The sequence below is a fragment of the Klebsiella michiganensis genome (assembly GCF_002925905.1).
Taxonomy (GTDB): domain Bacteria; phylum Pseudomonadota; class Gammaproteobacteria; order Enterobacterales; family Enterobacteriaceae; genus Klebsiella; species Klebsiella michiganensis.
This window is the reverse complement of the sequence record NZ_PRDB01000011.1, coordinates 215113-229880: the sequence shown is the minus strand read 5'-3', so window position 1 is coordinate 229880 and position 14768 is coordinate 215113. Positions and strand designations below refer to the sequence as shown.

Below are 14768 nucleotides of genomic sequence, written 5' to 3'. Positions count from 1 at the left end.
AACAGCGCGATTTTTCTGCCGATTGCGCTGGTGTCGCTGGTCTGCATTCTTGAGGCGGTAGGCGATCTGACGGCCAATTGCCTGATCTCTCAGCAGTCGATAGATGACGAGGCCTTTCGTTCGCGGCTGAAAGGCGGCATTCTTGCCGATGGCATAAGCTGCATGGTGGCGGCGATGCTGTGCGCGTTCCCCAATACCACCTTTGCGCAAAACAACGGCGTGATTCAGATGACCGGCGTCGCCAGCCGCTACGTTGGCCGCTACATCGGGGTGATTTTGATTCTGCTGGGCCTGTTTCCGCCGTTCGGCGAGATACTGCGCCAGATTCCGGCGCCGGTGCTGGGCGGCGCGACGATGGTGATGTTTGGCTGCGTTGTGGCGGCGGGGATCCGCATTATCACCCAGAAACCGCTAACCCGTCGCGATATGCTGATCGTTGGCCTGGCCTTCGGTTTTGGTCTCGGCATTGAAGCGGTTCCGGCGTTTCTGACCCACTTCCCGCCGATCGTGGGTAACCTGTTCGGTTCCGCGGCGACCAGCGGCGGGCTGGTGGCGATTGTCCTGAATCTGATTATTCCGGAAGAGAAACCGGCCGCGGCGGCGGCCACAAGGAGCACCGATGATCGCGCTGAATCACTTTAATCAGCTGAGCGGCGAACATGCCGTCGCCGTGCTGGAACCCTGCGTGGCCATCTCCGGCTGGGCGGCGGCGCTGGCCGCCGGCCGGCCCTGGCGCAGCCGCGCTGATTTACTCAGCGCCGCCCGGCGGCTGATGGCGGCGTGGGGCGAAGCGGAGCTGACCGAGGCGCTAAGCGCCCATCCGCGTATCGGCGAAAAGCCCGCCGGGTCTCAGGCGCACGCGGCGCTCTCGCGTCAGGAACAGGGAAGCGTTGATGACCGCGATGCTGCGCTGGCGCAGGCGCTGAAAGAGGGCAACGCCCGCTACGAAGCGCGATTTGGCCGGGTCTTTTTGATTCGCGCGAAAGGGCGCAGCGGGGATGAAATCTTAGCTGCGCTGTCGCGTCGCCTGCAAAACAGCGAGCGCGCAGAAGTCGAGGACGCGTTAGCGCAGCTGCGCGAAATCACCCTATTAAGACTGGAAGGAGCGATTGGCGAATGAGTACCTTAAGCACCCATATTCTGGATATTTCCACCGGCCGACCGGCGCAGGGCGTAAAGATTGCGCTGGAGCGCGAAGGCGCGCTGGTTGCCCGCGGCGTCACCGATGATAACGGTCGCATTGGCGAACTCGGCGCCGGGACGCTGGCACCGGGGCGTTACCGGTTGTGCGCGGAAATCGGCGAGTGGTTTGCCGCCAGCGGGCGCGAGACGCTCTACCTGAGCGCGCAGATTGATTTCGTCATCCGCGAAGCGGCTGGCGAGCACTATCATTTACCGTTTTTAATTGCCCCCGGCGGCTGGTCTACCTATCGCGGCAGCTAAATTTCCCCGGAGGCGGCGCTGCGCGCCTGTCCGGGCTACGAGTTCGGCACTGTCTGTGGTCTGGTAGCCCGGACAGGCACAACGTGCCGCCTCCGGGAAAGGGACTACTGCGCAGCCGCATCCCCCCACACGCGCTCGCCGTTTACCCACGTCTCGCTGATATTACGTTCATCGCCCAGGGTCATCAGCACGAACAGCTGTTCATAGATATCTTTGCAGCGCCCGCTGCGTAACTTTTGCAGCGGCGTGACCGCCGGGTCGATAACCACGAAATCGGCCTCTTTGCCGGGCTGGAAATTGCCAATCTTCTCATCAAGGCGCAGCGCGCGCGCGCCGCCAAGAGTCGCATGGTAGAAGGCTTCGCTGGCGCGCAGGCGATAGCTTTGCAGCTGGCTGACCTTATACGCCTCGCCGAGGGTGCGCAGCATACTGAAGGTGGTGCCCGCGCCAACATCGCTACCGATGCCCATGCGCACTTTGTTCTGCCAGCAGGTCGGTAAACGAAACAGCCCGCTGCCGAGAAACAGGTTTGACGTCGGGCAGAAGGCCAGCGCTGAACCGGTCTCGTGCAGGCACTGCCACTCGGCGTCCGCCAGGTGAATGCCGTGGGCAAACACGCTACGCTCGCCGGTCAGCCGATAGTGATGGTAGACGTCAAGATAGTGCTCATGCTCCGGCCACAGGCTTTTTACCCACGCCACCTCGTTGAGGTTTTCGCTCAGATGGGTATGCAGCCAGGTATCGGGAAACTCTTCCCGCAGCTGCCGCACCGCGGCCAGCAGCTCCGGCGTTGAGGTCGGCGCGAAGCGCGGCGTAATGGCATAGCCGAGGCGGCCGCGCCGGTGCCAGCGTTCAATCAGTTCGCGGGTTTGCCGGTAGCTCTGCTCCGCGCTTTCGCTAAGGTAGTCCGGCGCGTGGCGATCCATCATCACTTTGCCGGCGAGCAGGCGCATATTCAGGCGCAGCGCTTCGTTAAACAGGGCATCCACCGATTGCGGATGCAGCGTACAAAAAACCAGCGCGGTGGTGGTGCCGTGGCTCAGCAGCTGGTTGACAAAAAACTGCGCGATCTCCGCGGCGTAGTCGGCATCGGCAAACTGGCTCTCCACCGGAAAGGTATAAGTGGTGAGCCACTCCAGCAGCTGCTCGCCAAATGCGCCGATCATCTCGGTTTGCGGATAGTGGACGTGGGCATCGACAAACCCCGGCAGCAGTAGCTTACCACGCAGGTCGCGATAGCCCTTCTGCGGGTGCAGAAAGCGTTCGCCCTCCTGCCACGGCAGCAGCGCCTGAATGCGTCCGTCGCGAAGAAACAGCACTCCATCCTCCAGATAGCGCGCCTGGCGGGCGATATCGTCGGCGCTCTCGGCAACCCCGGCGATATCGAAAAATGCGCCGCGAACCGCGGCATGGTAGTCAAACATCATAGCTGCCCTGTGGGTTAGCGAAAGGATAGGTTGATTGAGCAAGATTAATGCCAGTTTGCGCAGGCGGAGAGCCGCCGCGACGTGACGCCGCGGCGGGAAAGCCGGGTTACTCTTTCTGGGCGAGGGCGCTGAAGCCGGCGGTGGCGCCGACGCGCTCGTCGCGGGCGATCCAGCGGTAGGCCGCGCCGCTCAGGAAGACGCCGATAAACCAGCTAAAGTTAGCCACTTCGTGCAGGGCCGGAATAAAGCTGATGACCAGACCAATCGCGACGGAGGGTACCAGGGCGGCGATCGCTTTCGGGTTAAAGCCGTTGCGGTACCAGTACTGGCCTTTTGGCGTGTCGTCGAACAGGTCGTTAACGGAAACCTTGCCGCGCTTAATGATGTAAAAGTCCACGATCAGGATACCGAACAGCGGGCCGATAAACGCCCCCAGCACGTCGAGGGTGTAGTGGATCAGCTCCGGCGAGTTAAACAGGTTCCACGGCGTCAGCAAAATCGATCCCACGGCGGCAATCATCCCGCCGGTGCGGAAGCTGATTTTCTGCGGCGAGCAGTTAGAGAAATCGAACGCCGGGGAGACAAAGTTGGCCACGATATTAATCCCGATGGTGGCGGTGATCATGGTCAGCAGGCCAATGGCGACCGCCAGGTCGTTACCCACGCGGCTCACGGTCTCAATCGGGTCGGTGATCATGCGGCCAAACAGCGACTGCGTGCCGGAGACAATCACCACGGTCACGATGGAGAACAGCAGGAAGTTAAACGGCAGGCCCCAGCGGTTGCCGCGGCGGATCTCGCCCATGCTTTTGCCGTAGCGCGAGAAATCGCCAAAGTTGAGCAGCGGGCCGGAGAAGTAGGAGACCACCAGCGCGGTGGCGGTGATCATCTGCCAGGTCTGCTCCCCGGCGCTCAGCGATTTGCTGGCGAGGGTAAAGGAGATCCCGTCAAAACCGGTCTTGTATACAATCCATCCCGCCAGCGCCAGCATTACCACGTAGACCGCCGGGCCGGCGATATCGATAAAGCGCTTGATGGCGTTCATCCCGTGCCAGAACACCATCGCCTGCAGTAGCCACATGGTGGCGAAGCAGAGCCAGCCCAGATGCGACAGGCCAAGGAAGCTGGAAGCGGTGAGCGTCGACAGCGAGGGCCAGAACTTCAGCAGCACCAGCATCAGCGCGTTGGCGGCGAGATAGGTCTGAATGCCGTACCACGCGAAGGCGATAAGCCCGCGGATCACCGCCGGAATATTGGCCCCAAAGACGCCAAACGCCTGACGGCAAATGACCGCGTAGGGCACCCCCGCCATCTGGCTGGGCTTCGCCACCAGGTTGGCGCACAGCTGAACGATGCAAATCCCCACCAGCAGGCACAGCAGCACCTGCCAGCTCGCAAGACCAAGGGTAAAGAAGCTCGCCGCCACCACGTAGCCTCCCATGCTGTGCACGTCCGACATCCAGAAAGAAAAGATGTTGTACCAGCTCCAGTTCTGGTCGCGCGTCGGCGCCAGATCCTCATTGCAAAGCCGTGGGCTGTATCCAGCGTGGGGATCAGCGGCCTTAACCTGATGCGTATTTTGTTGATTTGGCATGAAACCTGCTCCTGTAAATGAACACCCGTTTAAATGGATTGCCGAGGCTGTTGCAGGAATCAGGCCAAAACAGTTAATTTTGTATGCAAGAATTAAATTTTATGTATACGATTCGATATCAAAAAGTGAAAGTCGGAGTGGTTAATGAGCAACCAACATCGTCTGCAGGCCGCGCCAGAACTGCAGGATAAAGACGAATCCATCTATCAGGCGCTGATGACCGCGATCGTCGAGCATCAGCTGCCGCCGGGGAGCAAACTGCCGGAGGAGGCGCTGGCGGAGGTGTTTGGCGTAAGCCGCACCGGGATCAGAAAAGTGCTGCAACGACTCGCGACTGTGCAAATGGTCGCCCTGACGCCCAAACGTGGTGCACAGGTCGCCAGCCCAACGGTCGAAGAGGCGCAGGCGATCTTCCGTACCCGCGCGCTGCTGGAGGTGGCCAACCTGCCGGATGTGCTGACCCGCTGCCAGCCGCCGCACCTGGCGGCGCTGGAGGCCATTATCCGTCAGGAGCAACAGGCGCATGAACGCTATGACGGCCCGGCGGCGATCCGCTATTCGGCCGAGTTTCATATCCAGCTGCAGGCGATCTCCGGCAATCAGGTGCTCACCGAGATGGTGACCCGCCTGAGCCAGCGTTCATCCTTGGTTATCGCGGCGTGGGGATCGCCGTGGCGTCAGGGCTGCCGCTGCGACGATCACGAACAGCTTGTCCAGCTGCTGCGTGACAAGGCGCTCCAGCCCCTGAGCGACGCCTTAAGCCACCATTTTGAACATATTGTCGCCAGCCTCTGTTTTGAGCGCTCTGGCGTGACCCTGCCCGATTTTGCCCGGCTGTTTGCCGGCTATAAGGAGCCGTAATGGCCGCTGTTTGTATACAAGTCATCAACCCCAACACCAGCCTGGCCATGACGGAAACCATCGGTGCCGCCGCGCGGGCGGCTGCCGCGCCGGGAACCGAGATTCTGGCGATCTGCCCCCGCGAGGGCGTGCCGTCGATAGAGGGGCACTTTGATGAAGCCATCGCCGCCGTGGGCGTGCTGGAGCAGATCAAAGCCGGTCGTCAACAGGGGGTAGACGGGCACGTGATCGCCTGTTTTGGCGACCCCGGGCTGCTGGCGGCGCGCGAGCTGGCGCAGGGGCCGGTAGTGGGGATTGCCGAAGCGGCGATGCATATGGCGACGCTGGTGGCCACCCGTTTTTCCATCGTGACCACGCTGCCGCGCACCCTGATCATCGCGCGTCATCTGCTGCACCAGTATGGTTTTCATGACCACTGCGCCGCCCTGCACGCCATTGATTTACCGGTGCTGGCGCTGGAGGACGGCAGCGGTCTGGCGCAGGAGAAAGTACGAGCGCGCTGTATCCAGGCGCTAAAAGAGGACGGCTGCGGGGCTATCGTGCTGGGCTGCGGCGGGATGGCGACGCTGGCCCAGGAGCTGACCCGCGAGCTGCGCGTGCCGGTGATCGATGGCGTCAGCGCGGCGGTCAAAATGGTTGAGTCGCTGGTGGCGTTAGGCCTGTCGACCAGCAAGCAGGGCGATTTAGGGTTTCCGGAAGCCAAGGCGTTGAGCGGCAAATTTCAGGCATTAAATCCCTTTTAATATGAAGAGGTAGCAGATGGCATTTTTGGCAGACGATTACCCGCGCGACCTGCGCGGCTACGGTGGACAGCCGCCGCACGCGCGGTGGCCGAACAATGCGCGCATCGCCGTGCAGTTTGTTCTGAACTACGAAGAGGGCTCGGAAAACCACGTGCTGCACGGCGATGCCGGTTCTGAGCAGTTTCTGTCCGATATTATCGGCGCCGCCAGCTATCCTGACCGGCATATGTCGATGGATTCGCTGTATGAGTACGGCAGCCGCGCCGGTTTCTGGCGCATCCATAATGAGTTCAGCCAGCGGGGACTGCCGCTGACCGTGTTTGGCGTCGCCATGGCGCTGGCGCGTCATCCCGAGGTGGTCGAGGCGATTAAGTCGGCGAACTATGACGTGGTCAGCCACGGCTGGCGCTGGATCCACTACCAGAATATGCCTATCGAGCAGGAGCGGGAGCATCTTCATAAAGCCGTGCAGGTGTTAACCGATCTGTTTGGCAAACCGCCCACCGGCTGGTATACCGGGCGCGATAGTCCCCATACCCGCCAGTTGGTGGTGGAGCACGGCGGTTTTGATTACGACAGCGACTATTATGGCGACGATCTGCCGTTCTGGAGCGAGGTGGCCTGCGGCGACGGGACGCGTAAGCCGCACCTGATCGTACCTTATACCCTCGACGCCAACGATATGCGCTTTGCCACCGCCCAGGGGTTCAATACCGCCGAGCAGTTTTACACCTATTTGAAAGACAGCTTCGATGTGCTGTACGCCGAGGGGGCCAGCGCGCCGAAGATGATGTCCATCGGGATGCACTGCCGCCTGCTGGGGCGCCCGGGCCGCTTCCGCGCGCTGCAGCGTTTCCTTGATTATGTGCAGCAGCACGACCAGGTTTGGGTCTGCACTCGTCAGCAGATTGCCGACCACTGGCGCGACGTTCATCCGTTCCGGGGGTAAAGGCGTTCCCCGGGTCGCGCCGCAAGCGGCTTACCCGGGCTACAGCTCTGCAAACGGCCGCAATCCGGTAGGACCCGTAGCCCGGGTAAGCGCAGCGCAACCCGGGGGATACCGGGAAAGGCGCGGGGCTTAACTCATCAAACTCACCTGGGCGGCGACGATGCGCCAGCCGAAGGGGAAGCGCACCCAGGTTTGCTGCTGTCGGCCAATGCGTTCGCTGCCTTCGCGGGTGAATTCGGTGCTGCACACCGCGTAATCCTCGCCGAAGGTGGTGATGGTGGTGTGCCGCAGCGCGCGCTGCAGGCCGGCGGCCGGGCGGGCGGCGCGAAAGGCGCGGATTTCGTCGATACCGTAGAGATTTTCCCCGGCCCCCAGCCGCACCGTGCGCTTATCGTGCCAGAACAGCTCATCCAGCACCGCGATATCGTTGCTCACCAGCGCTTCCTCATAGCGGTAAAACGCCGCCGTCACCTCCGCGAGAACCAACGGGCGATTAATCTGCTCTTGCGTCATCATGCTGCTATCTCCACCGGGCGGGCGTCGGTAATGCCCATCTCTTCCAGCGCCCGCGCCGCGCGCAGACAGGCTTGTTCATTAAAAGGCGCGGCAATCAGCTGCAGGCCAATCGGCTGACCGTTCGCCGTACGCAGCGGCACGGTGACCACCGGCAGGCCAAGGAAGGAGATGGGCTGGGTCAGCATCCCCATGCTGGCGCGAATCGGCAGCGGCTGGCCGTTAATCTCCATGGTCTGCGCGCCGATGAGCGTCGCGCTGCACGGCGTGGCCGGGGCGATCAGCACATCCGCATGGGCGAACAGGGCTTTAAACGCCTGCTGCGCGTGGCGGCGGAAGCGCTGGGCCTGAAGATACCAGGCCGACGGGATCATCGCGCCCGCCAGCAGTCGCTCGCGGGAGTTCGGCTCAAAACGTTCGGGCTGGCTACGCAGCGCGGGCAGGTACTGATTTCCGCCCTCGGCGGCGCTGATAATAAACGCCGCCGAGCGGGCCAGCTCCGCCTCCGGGAAAATCACAGCCTCATGCGCCGCCAGCGCCCCGGCGACGCGAGCGACGGCCGCACGGGCGTCGTTATCGCACCATGTCGTAAAATAACCGCCGAGCGTGGCGCAGCGCAGGCCTTCGAGACCGCGCGACAGCAGATTCGCCGTGCGCTCGCTGGCCTTGTCGGCCTGAAAACCATCGCCCGGATCGCGACCCTGCAGGGCATCGTAAACCGCGGAAAGGTCGCTGACGCAGCGGGCAAACGGACCGATATGGTCGAGGCTGGCGACGAAAGGATGGCTCCCGGAGCGCGACAAACGGCCAAAGGTCGGCTTGAGGCCGAAGATCCCGCACAGCGAGGCCGGGACGCGAATGGAGCCGTTGGTATCGCTGCCCAGCGAGAAATTCACCAGCCCGGCGGCCACCGCCGCCGCCGACCCGCCCGAGGAGCCGCCTGCGATCCGCGAAAGATCGTGCGGGTTACGCGTCGCCCCGTAGTGGCTGTTCTCGGTGGTAAAACCGTAGGCGTAGGCATCCATATTCAGCATCCCGGAGAGCAGCGCGCCCGCGCTATGCAGCTGGCGCACCGCCCAGCTGTCGGCGGCGGCGGCGGGGCGATCGCTCAGCAACTGCGCCCCGGCAAGGGTGGTATTGCCGGCGACATCGAACAGATTTTTCACCGCGTAGGGAACGCCTGCCAGCGCGGGCAGGGGCTTTTTTTCCCGCCGCAGGGTATCGATATTCTCCGCCTCAGCGAGCATGCGCTTTTCGCTGACGTGGGTCCAGGCGTTGATCTGCGGGTTAACGCGGGCGATGTTCTCCAGGGTGTGGCGGGCGATCTCTTTGGCGCTGAGCTCGCCGGCGGCCAGCGCGCGCTGGATTTCGTGAATCGTCATTTCAGGTAGCTTCATGCTTTATAGACTCCGGCGATTTCGACGCGATCGTCGAGGGGAAAGGCCAGCAGCGGCCCGGCCATGGCGGCAATGCGGCTAAACTGCATCCTGAGCTCTGCGCGCCGCGCATCGTCCAGCTCCAGCGCCAGCAGCTGTTCCATTTGTGTGAGGTAAGCGTCCCATTCGTTGTGCGGTGTGTTCATCATCAGCTCCTAATAGCCGGCGGCGGAGCCGTTGCTGCGCGGATCGCTGGCCCCCTCAAACAGGCCGTTGGGATGGCATACAATCGCCCCGGCGTGGCCCATGGCTTCGCTAAAATCGGCCAGCACGTCAACGTCGTGCCCCAGCTGACGCAGGCGGGCAACGCTTTCGGCGCTGAAGCGGCCCTCCAGCTTGAGCGAGTCGGAAGTCTGCCCCCAGGTACGCCCCAGCAGCCAGCGCGGCCGGGTGATGCTCTCCTGTAGCGGCACGTTTTGCATGACGTAGCGGGTGAAAATAGCGGCCTGAGTTTGCGGCTGGCCGTCGCCGCCCATGGATCCGTACACCATCACCCGGCCATCGTTCAGCCTTGCGGCGGCGGGGTTGAGGGTGTGAAACGGCTGCTTGCCGGGCGCCAGCGCCAGCAGGTGGCGCGGGTCGAGGCTGAACGATGCCCCGCGGTTCTGCCAGACAATGCCGCTTTCCGGCAGCACCACGCCGCTGCCGAACTCGTGGTACAGGCTTTGGATAAAGGAGACCGCCAGCCCGCTTTTATCGATAACCCCCATCCATACGGTGTCGCCCGGGCCTTTGCCCGCGCCCCACGGGGCCGCCCGCTGGTCGTCGATATTCTCCGCCAGCGGCTGCAGCGCCGCCGGCGCCAGCAGGCTCTGGATATCGACATCAAGGTGGCGGGGATCGGTGATATGCGCGTCGCGCAGGCCGAAGGCCAGCTTGGTCGCCTCCACAATTCGGTGGACGGTCATCGCATCGTCGGCATCGGCCATCGCCAGCCTGTCGGTGATGCCGAGGATCGCCAGCGAAACCAGTCCCTGGGTCGGCGGCGCGAGGTTCCACAGTTCGCCGTGCCGGTGCGCCAGCCTGAGCGGCTGGGGGCGGCGAGCGCGATGCTGCCGCAGGTCGCTAAGGGTGACGGGCAGTCCGTACTTTGCCATACCGCGAGCCAGCTGCTCCGCCAGCGGCCCGCGATAGAAGCTGTCTAAACCGTCTTCGGTTAATCGGCGCAGGGTGTTCGCCAGCGCCGGCTGCAAAAAGCGGCTCCCGGCCTTCGGCGGCTGGCCGTCCACCAGAAAGGTTTCGGCGAAGCCGGGCTGGTCGCGCAGTTCGCTGAATTTATCGGCGGTCGCGCTGGCCTGCGAGGCGGTCACCGGGATACCGCCGGCGGCGTAACCGATGGCATCCTCCAGCAGACGCGTCAGCGGCAGCGATTTCCCGGTTAACTCCCGCGAAACCTTAAGCGCTTCGTCCCAGCCGCTGACGGTGCCCGCCACGGTCAGGGCCGCCTGCGGGCCGCGGTGGGGGATCTGCGCGAGGCCGGCGTAGGCCTGCGGCGTCGCCAGCGACCCCGCCGCGCCGCTGGCGTCAATGGCGATGGGATCGCCCTCGGGGGGCACGATAAGCCAGAAGCCATCGCCGCCGAGGCCGTTCATATGCGGGTAAACTACGGCGATGGTCGCAGCGGCGGCGACCATCGCTTCGATGGCGCTTCCGCCTCCGCGCAGAACCGCCAGCGCGCTCTGGCTGGCCAGATGATGGGGCGCAACCGCCATCCCGCGGGCGGCAACATGACTTTGCATGGGGTGTCCTCAATTAAGCGAAATGTCCGCAGAGGGTTGCAAAAGCTGTTCCATGTCTGAACGTAAAGTTTCAATTGCTGCTGGCGATGGGCGTTTTTTGTCGAACTGGCATGCATTATGAAAGACGTTAACGGTATAGTGCGGTGAAACGAAAGTTACAGAGGTCTTATGCAACAGCTTGATGAACGACTGAAAGAGCAGTACCCGTCATTATCGCCCCAGGAGCAGCGGGTGGCGGATTTTATTTTCGATCATTTTGATGACCTGATTAGCTACAACAGCGCCGAGCTGGCGCAGCTGAGCGGCGTATCGAAAGCCACGGTCAGCCGTCTGTTCAAGCGCCTGGGCTATGAAAAATATAAAGATATGCGCGATGAGCTGCGCACCCTGCGCCAGAGCGGAATGCCGCTGACCGATAATCGCGATGCGGTGCAGGGCAACACGCTGCTGGCGCGCCACTATAAACAGGAGATGGCCAACCTGACCCAGTGGGTTAACGCCCTTGATGTCCAGCAGTTCGCCGAGGCGATTCAGGCGCTGGTGAGCGCCCGGCGTATCATGATTATCGGCATGCGCAATGCTTATCCGGCGGCGCTGCATCTGCGCCAGCAGCTCCTGCAGGCGCGCGGGCAGGTGCTGGTGCTGCCGCAGCCGGGACAAAGCTTAAGCGAAGAGCTGGTGGATTTAACCGCCGACGATCTGGTGGTGGTGATGGCGTTCCGCCGCCGCCCGCGAATTATTCGCCCGCTGCTGCAGCAGCTGCAGAGCAGCGGCATTCCGGCGCTGCTGATGTGCGAGCCGCAGGCCCACGGCCTGTTTCCGCTGGCGCGCTGGCGGCTCTGCGCGCCGCTGGATAGCGTATCGGCCTACGACAGCTACGCCTCGGTCAATAGCCTGATCAATCTGCTGTCGAACGCCTTTCTGCACGAAATTCTCGATAAAGGCCGCCCGCGCATTCACGACATCGCCACCCTTTATCAGCAGCTGGACGAGCTGGAGCAACGATAATGGGGCGCCAGCGTGGTGCTTTGCATGATTTTGGTGCGTTAAAATAATGGGGGAACGCGCGGTCGTTCCCTCTTAATTCCTCAATTTCCCTTGTTTTACGTTCGCTTAGCCAAACGACGGGCTAACCCGATGCGCGGCGCTGTATCTGGCATATTAGTTGCAAAAGTGACTTCAAAGAATCTTTTGTTTCATGCTAACGTAACGGGTAAACATCATGAAGAAACTGTTGATCGCACTGGCCGGGGCCGCTTGTCTGTTAACCAACCTCCCGGCGGCGAAAGCTGACCAGCTCCAGGATATTGAAAAGCGCGGCACGATCCGCATTGCGGTGCCGCAGGATTTCCCGCCGTTTGGCTCGGTGGGTACCGACCTTCAGCCGCAGGGCTACGACATCGATATGGCGCGCTATCTCGCCAAAGAGATGAAGCTCAAGCTGCAGCTGGTGCCGGTGACCAGCGCCAACCGCGTGCCTTATCTGCAAACCGATAAGGTGGACCTGGTGATTTCCAGCCTCGGTAAAAACGCCGAGCGCGAAAAGGTGATCGACTTTAGCCGCGCCTATGCGCCGTTCTTCCTCGGCGTGTTTGGCCCGAAAGGCGCGGAGCTGAAAGACCCGGCGGCGCTGAGCGGTAAAAGCGTGGGCGTGACCCGCGGCGCGGTGGAAGATATGGTGCTGACCAGCGTGGCGCCGAAAGAGGCGCAGATTAAGCGCTACGAAGATAACAACACCACGCTGTCGGCCTATTTATCTGGCCAGGTGCAGTATGTGGCCACCGGCAACCTGGTGGTGGCGGCCATCTCCCGGCAGAACGCTGACAAGGCCCCGGTGCCGAGCTTTATGCTGAAGGATTCGCCGTGCTTTATCGGCCTGAAAAAGAACCAACCGGCCCTGAAGGCGAAAGTGGATGCGCTGATTGAGCAGGGCGTAAAAGACGGCACCCTGAACGGTTTGTCTGAGAAGTGGCTGAAAGCGCCGCTGCCTGCCAGCCTCGGCGCGTAAGGTCCGGGCATGACGGAGCAACTTCATTTTTCTGCGCTCTGGCCGCACTGGCCGGAGCTGCTGGCGGGGCTGTGGGTGACCATTCAGCTGACGGTGCTGGCGACGATAGGTGGCCTGACGATTGGCATCTTCGGCGCCGCCATCCGCAGCGGGCGACCCACGTGGTTCAGCCGGATTTGGGGCGGGTATGTCGAACTGATTCGCAACACGCCGTTTGTGGTACAGCTGTTTTTTATCGTCTTCGGCTTACCGAATCTGGGGCTGAAGATGACGGCGGGCGAGGCCGCGCTGCTGGCGATGGTGGTCAATCTTGGGGCCTACAGTACCGAGATCGTGCGCGCCGGGATTCAGGTGACGCCGAAAGGTCAGTGGGAAGCGGGGCGCGTACTGGGGCTGACCCGGACGCAGACCTTTATTCAGGTCATTCTGCCCCCGCGCTGCAGCGCATTTATCCGGCGCTGGTGAGCCAGTGCATCATCGTCATGCTCGGTTCATCGGTGGTGTCGCAGGTCTCTTATGAAGAGCTGACCTTTGCCGCTAACCTGATTCAGTCGCGCACCTTCCTCAGTTTTGAGGTCTATCTGGTGACGACGGGGATTTATTTAGCGCTGTCGATAACGATGCGTCAGCTGCTGATGGCGGCGGGACGTAAATGGCTGGGGGTGCAGGCATGATGACCACCTTTACCGATTGGGACATTGTCCGCAATCTGCTGCTGGCCGGGCGCTGGACGGTGCTGCTGTCGCTGGTGGCGTTTCTCGGCGGCGCGCTGGTCACGCTGCCGCTCCTGCTGCTGCGCATGACCGGCGGGCGTCAGGTAAAACGCCTGATCCGCGGCTATGTCGAACTGTTTCAGGGGACGCCGCTGCTGATGCAGCTGTTTCTCGCCTTTTTCGGCGTGGCGCTGTTCGGCATCGACGTTTCGGCGTGGACCGCGGCGTCGCTGGCGCTGACGCTGTATACCAGCGCCTTTTTGCTCGATATCTGGTTTGGCAGCATCCGCGCCCTGCCAAAAGGGCAGTGGGAAGCCTCGCGCTGTCTGGGGCTGAGCTTTGGCCAGACGCTGTATCGGGTCGTCGCCCCGCAGGCGCTGCGGATCGCCATCGCCCCGACGGTGGGGTTTGCCGTGCAGGTGATCAAGGGTACCGCGCTGGCGTCGATTATCGGCTTCGTCGAGCTGACCAAAGCGGGAACGATGCTGACCAACGTGACGTATCAGCCGTTTAAAGTCTTTGCGCTGGTGGCGCTGGGCTATTTCATTCTGTGTTACCCGCTGTCCCGCTACAGCCGCCATCTGGAGAACAAATTCAATGCCTCTCATCACCATTAATCAGATGCAGAAGTACTACGGCGATAACCACGTGCTCAAGGGCGTCGATCTGGATATCGATATGGGCGAAGTGATCTCGATTATCGGCCGCAGCGGGTCGGGCAAAAGCACGCTGCTGCGCTGCATCAACGGCCTGGAAGGCTATCAGGAAGGCAGCATTAAGCTCGGTGGGATGACCATTACCGACCGCGAATCGCAGGCGCGGGAGATCAGCCGCTCTATCGGCATGGTGTTCCAGAGTTTTAACCTGTTTCCGCATATGACGGCGCTGGAAAACGTGATGCTGGCGCCGCGTCGGGTGCTGAAGAAGAGCGCCGCCGAGTGCCGTGAACTGGCCCAGCGGATGCTGGAAAAGGTCGGATTGGGCGACCGGCTCGATTACTACCCGTCGAGTCTCTCCGGCGGCCAGCAGCAGCGCGTGGCGATTGCCCGTGCGCTGGCGATGTCGCCAAAAGTTTTACTCTGTGACGAGATCACCTCGGCGCTGGATCCGGAGCTGGTTGGCGAAGTGCTTAAGGTGCTGGAGCAGCTGGCGGCGGAGGGCATGACGCTGATTCTCGTGACCCATGAAATGAATTTTGCCCGCGAAGTGGGCGACCGCGTCGTGTTTATGCATCAGGGACGCGTCTGGGAGCAGGGCGACAGCAAAACGCTGTTCGCCAACCCGCAGACCAGCGAACTGAAGCAGTTTATTTCCTCCGTGCGCGGCCTCAATCAATAAGGAC

At 62.1% G+C, this 14768-nt stretch carries 15 protein-coding genes and 2 pseudogenes; 11 read left to right on the top strand and 6 right to left on the bottom strand.

The genetic code is table 11. The features are described 5' to 3' along the window. The 3 genes from CDA56_RS22040 to uraH form a co-directional block, all read left to right on the top strand. Nucleotides 1–642: solute carrier family 23 protein (locus tag CDA56_RS22040; RefSeq protein WP_277949468.1), on the top strand; the 642-nt coding region annotated here is incomplete at its 5' end. Continuing rightward, nucleotides 620–1120: a 2-oxo-4-hydroxy-4-carboxy-5-ureidoimidazoline decarboxylase gene (gene uraD / locus CDA56_RS22035; protein ID WP_038424292.1), complete on the top strand. Its 501-nt coding sequence runs from the start codon at nucleotides 620–622 to the stop codon at nucleotides 1118–1120. The genes CDA56_RS22040 and uraD, both read left to right, overlap by 23 nt. Next, nucleotides 1117–1443: a hydroxyisourate hydrolase gene (uraH, locus tag CDA56_RS22030; RefSeq protein ID WP_025106221.1), complete on the top strand. Its 327-nt coding sequence runs from the start codon at nucleotides 1117–1119 to the stop codon at nucleotides 1441–1443. The genes uraD and uraH overlap by 4 nt, the downstream gene beginning before the upstream one ends. A gap of 104 nt (nucleotides 1444–1547) precedes the next feature. Here uraH and guaD read toward each other — a convergent pair whose 3' ends face one another. Then, nucleotides 1548–2867 carry a guanine deaminase gene (gene guaD / locus CDA56_RS22025; protein ID WP_064378462.1) on the bottom strand — a complete coding sequence of 440 codons (1320 nt, stop codon included), beginning with the start codon at nucleotides 2865–2867 and terminating at the stop codon, nucleotides 1548–1550. Nucleotides 2868–2976: 109 nt separating this feature from the next. Further along, nucleotides 2977–4464: an NCS1 family nucleobase:cation symporter-1 gene (locus tag CDA56_RS22020; RefSeq protein ID WP_014228761.1), complete on the bottom strand. Its 1488-nt coding sequence runs from the start codon at nucleotides 4462–4464 to the stop codon at nucleotides 2977–2979. 144 nt (nucleotides 4465–4608) lie between these two features. Here CDA56_RS22020 and CDA56_RS22015 point away from each other — a divergent pair, with 144 nt between their 5' ends. The 3 genes and pseudogenes from CDA56_RS22015 to puuE all read left to right on the top strand — a co-directional run bounded on the left by CDA56_RS22015 (nucleotide 4609) and on the right by puuE (nucleotide 7017). Next, nucleotides 4609–5325, top strand: a complete 717-nt coding sequence (locus CDA56_RS22015) for a GntR family transcriptional regulator (RefSeq protein ID WP_014228762.1) — start codon at nucleotides 4609–4611, stop codon at nucleotides 5323–5325. Further along, nucleotides 5325–6197 (top strand): annotated as a pseudogene (locus CDA56_RS22010) (aspartate/glutamate racemase family protein); the annotation flags it as partial. The gene CDA56_RS22015 and the pseudogene CDA56_RS22010, both read left to right, overlap by 1 nt. Continuing rightward, a complete protein-coding gene (gene puuE, locus CDA56_RS22005) occupies nucleotides 6085–7017 on the top strand; it encodes an allantoinase PuuE (protein WP_004849698.1) in 933 nt (310 codons plus the stop codon). The pseudogene CDA56_RS22010 and the gene puuE, both read left to right, overlap by 113 nt. A gap of 129 nt (nucleotides 7018–7146) precedes the next feature. On the opposite strand, the gene hpxZ is transcribed toward puuE, so the two are convergent. From hpxZ to hpxW, 4 genes are read right to left on the bottom strand one after another with little or no spacing between them, the layout of a single operon-like run. After that, nucleotides 7147–7533, bottom strand: a complete 387-nt coding sequence (hpxZ, locus tag CDA56_RS22000) for an oxalurate catabolism protein HpxZ (protein WP_049071243.1) — start codon at nucleotides 7531–7533, stop codon at nucleotides 7147–7149. After that, complete coding sequence (locus tag CDA56_RS21995; protein WP_048263105.1) at nucleotides 7530–8927, bottom strand: AtzE family amidohydrolase; 1398 nt, start codon at nucleotides 8925–8927, stop codon at nucleotides 7530–7532. Before CDA56_RS21995 ends, hpxZ begins: the two co-directional genes overlap by 4 nt. Next, the gene (gene hpxX, locus CDA56_RS21990) at nucleotides 8924–9112 is read right to left on the bottom strand and encodes an oxalurate catabolism protein HpxX (protein ID WP_047725089.1); all 189 of its coding nucleotides are present in this window, start codon (nucleotides 9110–9112) and stop codon (nucleotides 8924–8926) included. The genes CDA56_RS21995 and hpxX overlap by 4 nt, the downstream gene beginning before the upstream one ends. Nucleotides 9113–9121: 9 nt before the next feature. Then, nucleotides 9122–10705 carry an oxamate amidohydrolase gene (hpxW, locus tag CDA56_RS21985; protein ID WP_102802854.1) on the bottom strand — a complete coding sequence of 528 codons (1584 nt, stop codon included), beginning with the start codon at nucleotides 10703–10705 and terminating at the stop codon, nucleotides 9122–9124. 168 nt (nucleotides 10706–10873) lie between these two features. Between hpxW and hpxU the strand changes: the two genes are divergently transcribed. The 5 genes and pseudogenes from hpxU to CDA56_RS21960 all read left to right on the top strand — a co-directional run bounded on the left by hpxU (nucleotide 10874) and on the right by CDA56_RS21960 (nucleotide 14764). Further along, the gene (gene hpxU / locus CDA56_RS21980) at nucleotides 10874–11713 is read left to right on the top strand and encodes a MurR/RpiR family transcriptional regulator HpxU (RefSeq protein WP_025106228.1); all 840 of its coding nucleotides are present in this window, start codon (nucleotides 10874–10876) and stop codon (nucleotides 11711–11713) included. A gap of 214 nt (nucleotides 11714–11927) precedes the next feature. Further along, nucleotides 11928–12713 carry a transporter substrate-binding domain-containing protein gene (locus tag CDA56_RS21975; protein WP_014838043.1) on the top strand — a complete coding sequence of 262 codons (786 nt, stop codon included), beginning with the start codon at nucleotides 11928–11930 and terminating at the stop codon, nucleotides 12711–12713. A gap of 9 nt (nucleotides 12714–12722) precedes the next feature. After that, nucleotides 12723–13387 (top strand): annotated as a pseudogene (locus CDA56_RS21970) (amino acid ABC transporter permease). Beyond that, nucleotides 13387–14043 carry an amino acid ABC transporter permease gene (locus CDA56_RS21965; protein ID WP_014228771.1) on the top strand — a complete coding sequence of 219 codons (657 nt, stop codon included), beginning with the start codon at nucleotides 13387–13389 and terminating at the stop codon, nucleotides 14041–14043. The pseudogene CDA56_RS21970 and the gene CDA56_RS21965 overlap by 1 nt, the downstream one beginning before the upstream one ends. Further along, the gene (locus CDA56_RS21960; RefSeq protein ID WP_025106229.1) at nucleotides 14024–14764 is read left to right on the top strand and encodes an amino acid ABC transporter ATP-binding protein; all 741 of its coding nucleotides are present in this window, start codon (nucleotides 14024–14026) and stop codon (nucleotides 14762–14764) included. Before CDA56_RS21965 ends, CDA56_RS21960 begins: the two co-directional genes overlap by 20 nt. Nucleotides 14765–14768 lie beyond the last annotated feature (4 nt).

Coding starts and splice junctions, on each gene's coding strand:
- CDA56_RS22015 (WP_014228762.1), top strand. CDS start 4,609: ATGAGCAACCAACATCGTCTGCAGGCCGCGCCAGAACTGCAGGATAAA.
- CDA56_RS21975 (WP_014838043.1), top strand. CDS start 11,928: ATGAAGAAACTGTTGATCGCACTGGCCGGGGCCGCTTGTCTGTTAACC.
- CDA56_RS22020 (WP_014228761.1), bottom strand. CDS start 4,464: ATGCCAAATCAACAAAATACGCATCAGGTTAAGGCCGCTGATCCCCAC.
- CDA56_RS21965 (WP_014228771.1), top strand. CDS start 13,387: ATGACCACCTTTACCGATTGGGACATTGTCCGCAATCTGCTGCTGGCC.
- hpxZ (WP_049071243.1), bottom strand. CDS start 7,533: ATGATGACGCAAGAGCAGATTAATCGCCCGTTGGTTCTCGCGGAGGTG.
- CDA56_RS21960 (WP_025106229.1), top strand. CDS start 14,024: ATGCCTCTCATCACCATTAATCAGATGCAGAAGTACTACGGCGATAAC.
- CDA56_RS21995 (WP_048263105.1), bottom strand. CDS start 8,927: ATGAAGCTACCTGAAATGACGATTCACGAAATCCAGCGCGCGCTGGCC.
- hpxX (WP_047725089.1), bottom strand. CDS start 9,112: ATGAACACACCGCACAACGAATGGGACGCTTACCTCACACAAATGGAA.
- hpxU (WP_025106228.1), top strand. CDS start 10,874: ATGCAACAGCTTGATGAACGACTGAAAGAGCAGTACCCGTCATTATCG.
- uraH (WP_025106221.1), top strand. CDS start 1,117: ATGAGTACCTTAAGCACCCATATTCTGGATATTTCCACCGGCCGACCG.
- uraD (WP_038424292.1), top strand. CDS start 620: ATGATCGCGCTGAATCACTTTAATCAGCTGAGCGGCGAACATGCCGTC.
- hpxW (WP_102802854.1), bottom strand. CDS start 10,705: ATGCAAAGTCATGTTGCCGCCCGCGGGATGGCGGTTGCGCCCCATCAT.
- puuE (WP_004849698.1), top strand. CDS start 6,085: ATGGCATTTTTGGCAGACGATTACCCGCGCGACCTGCGCGGCTACGGT.
- guaD (WP_064378462.1), bottom strand. CDS start 2,867: ATGTTTGACTACCATGCCGCGGTTCGCGGCGCATTTTTCGATATCGCC.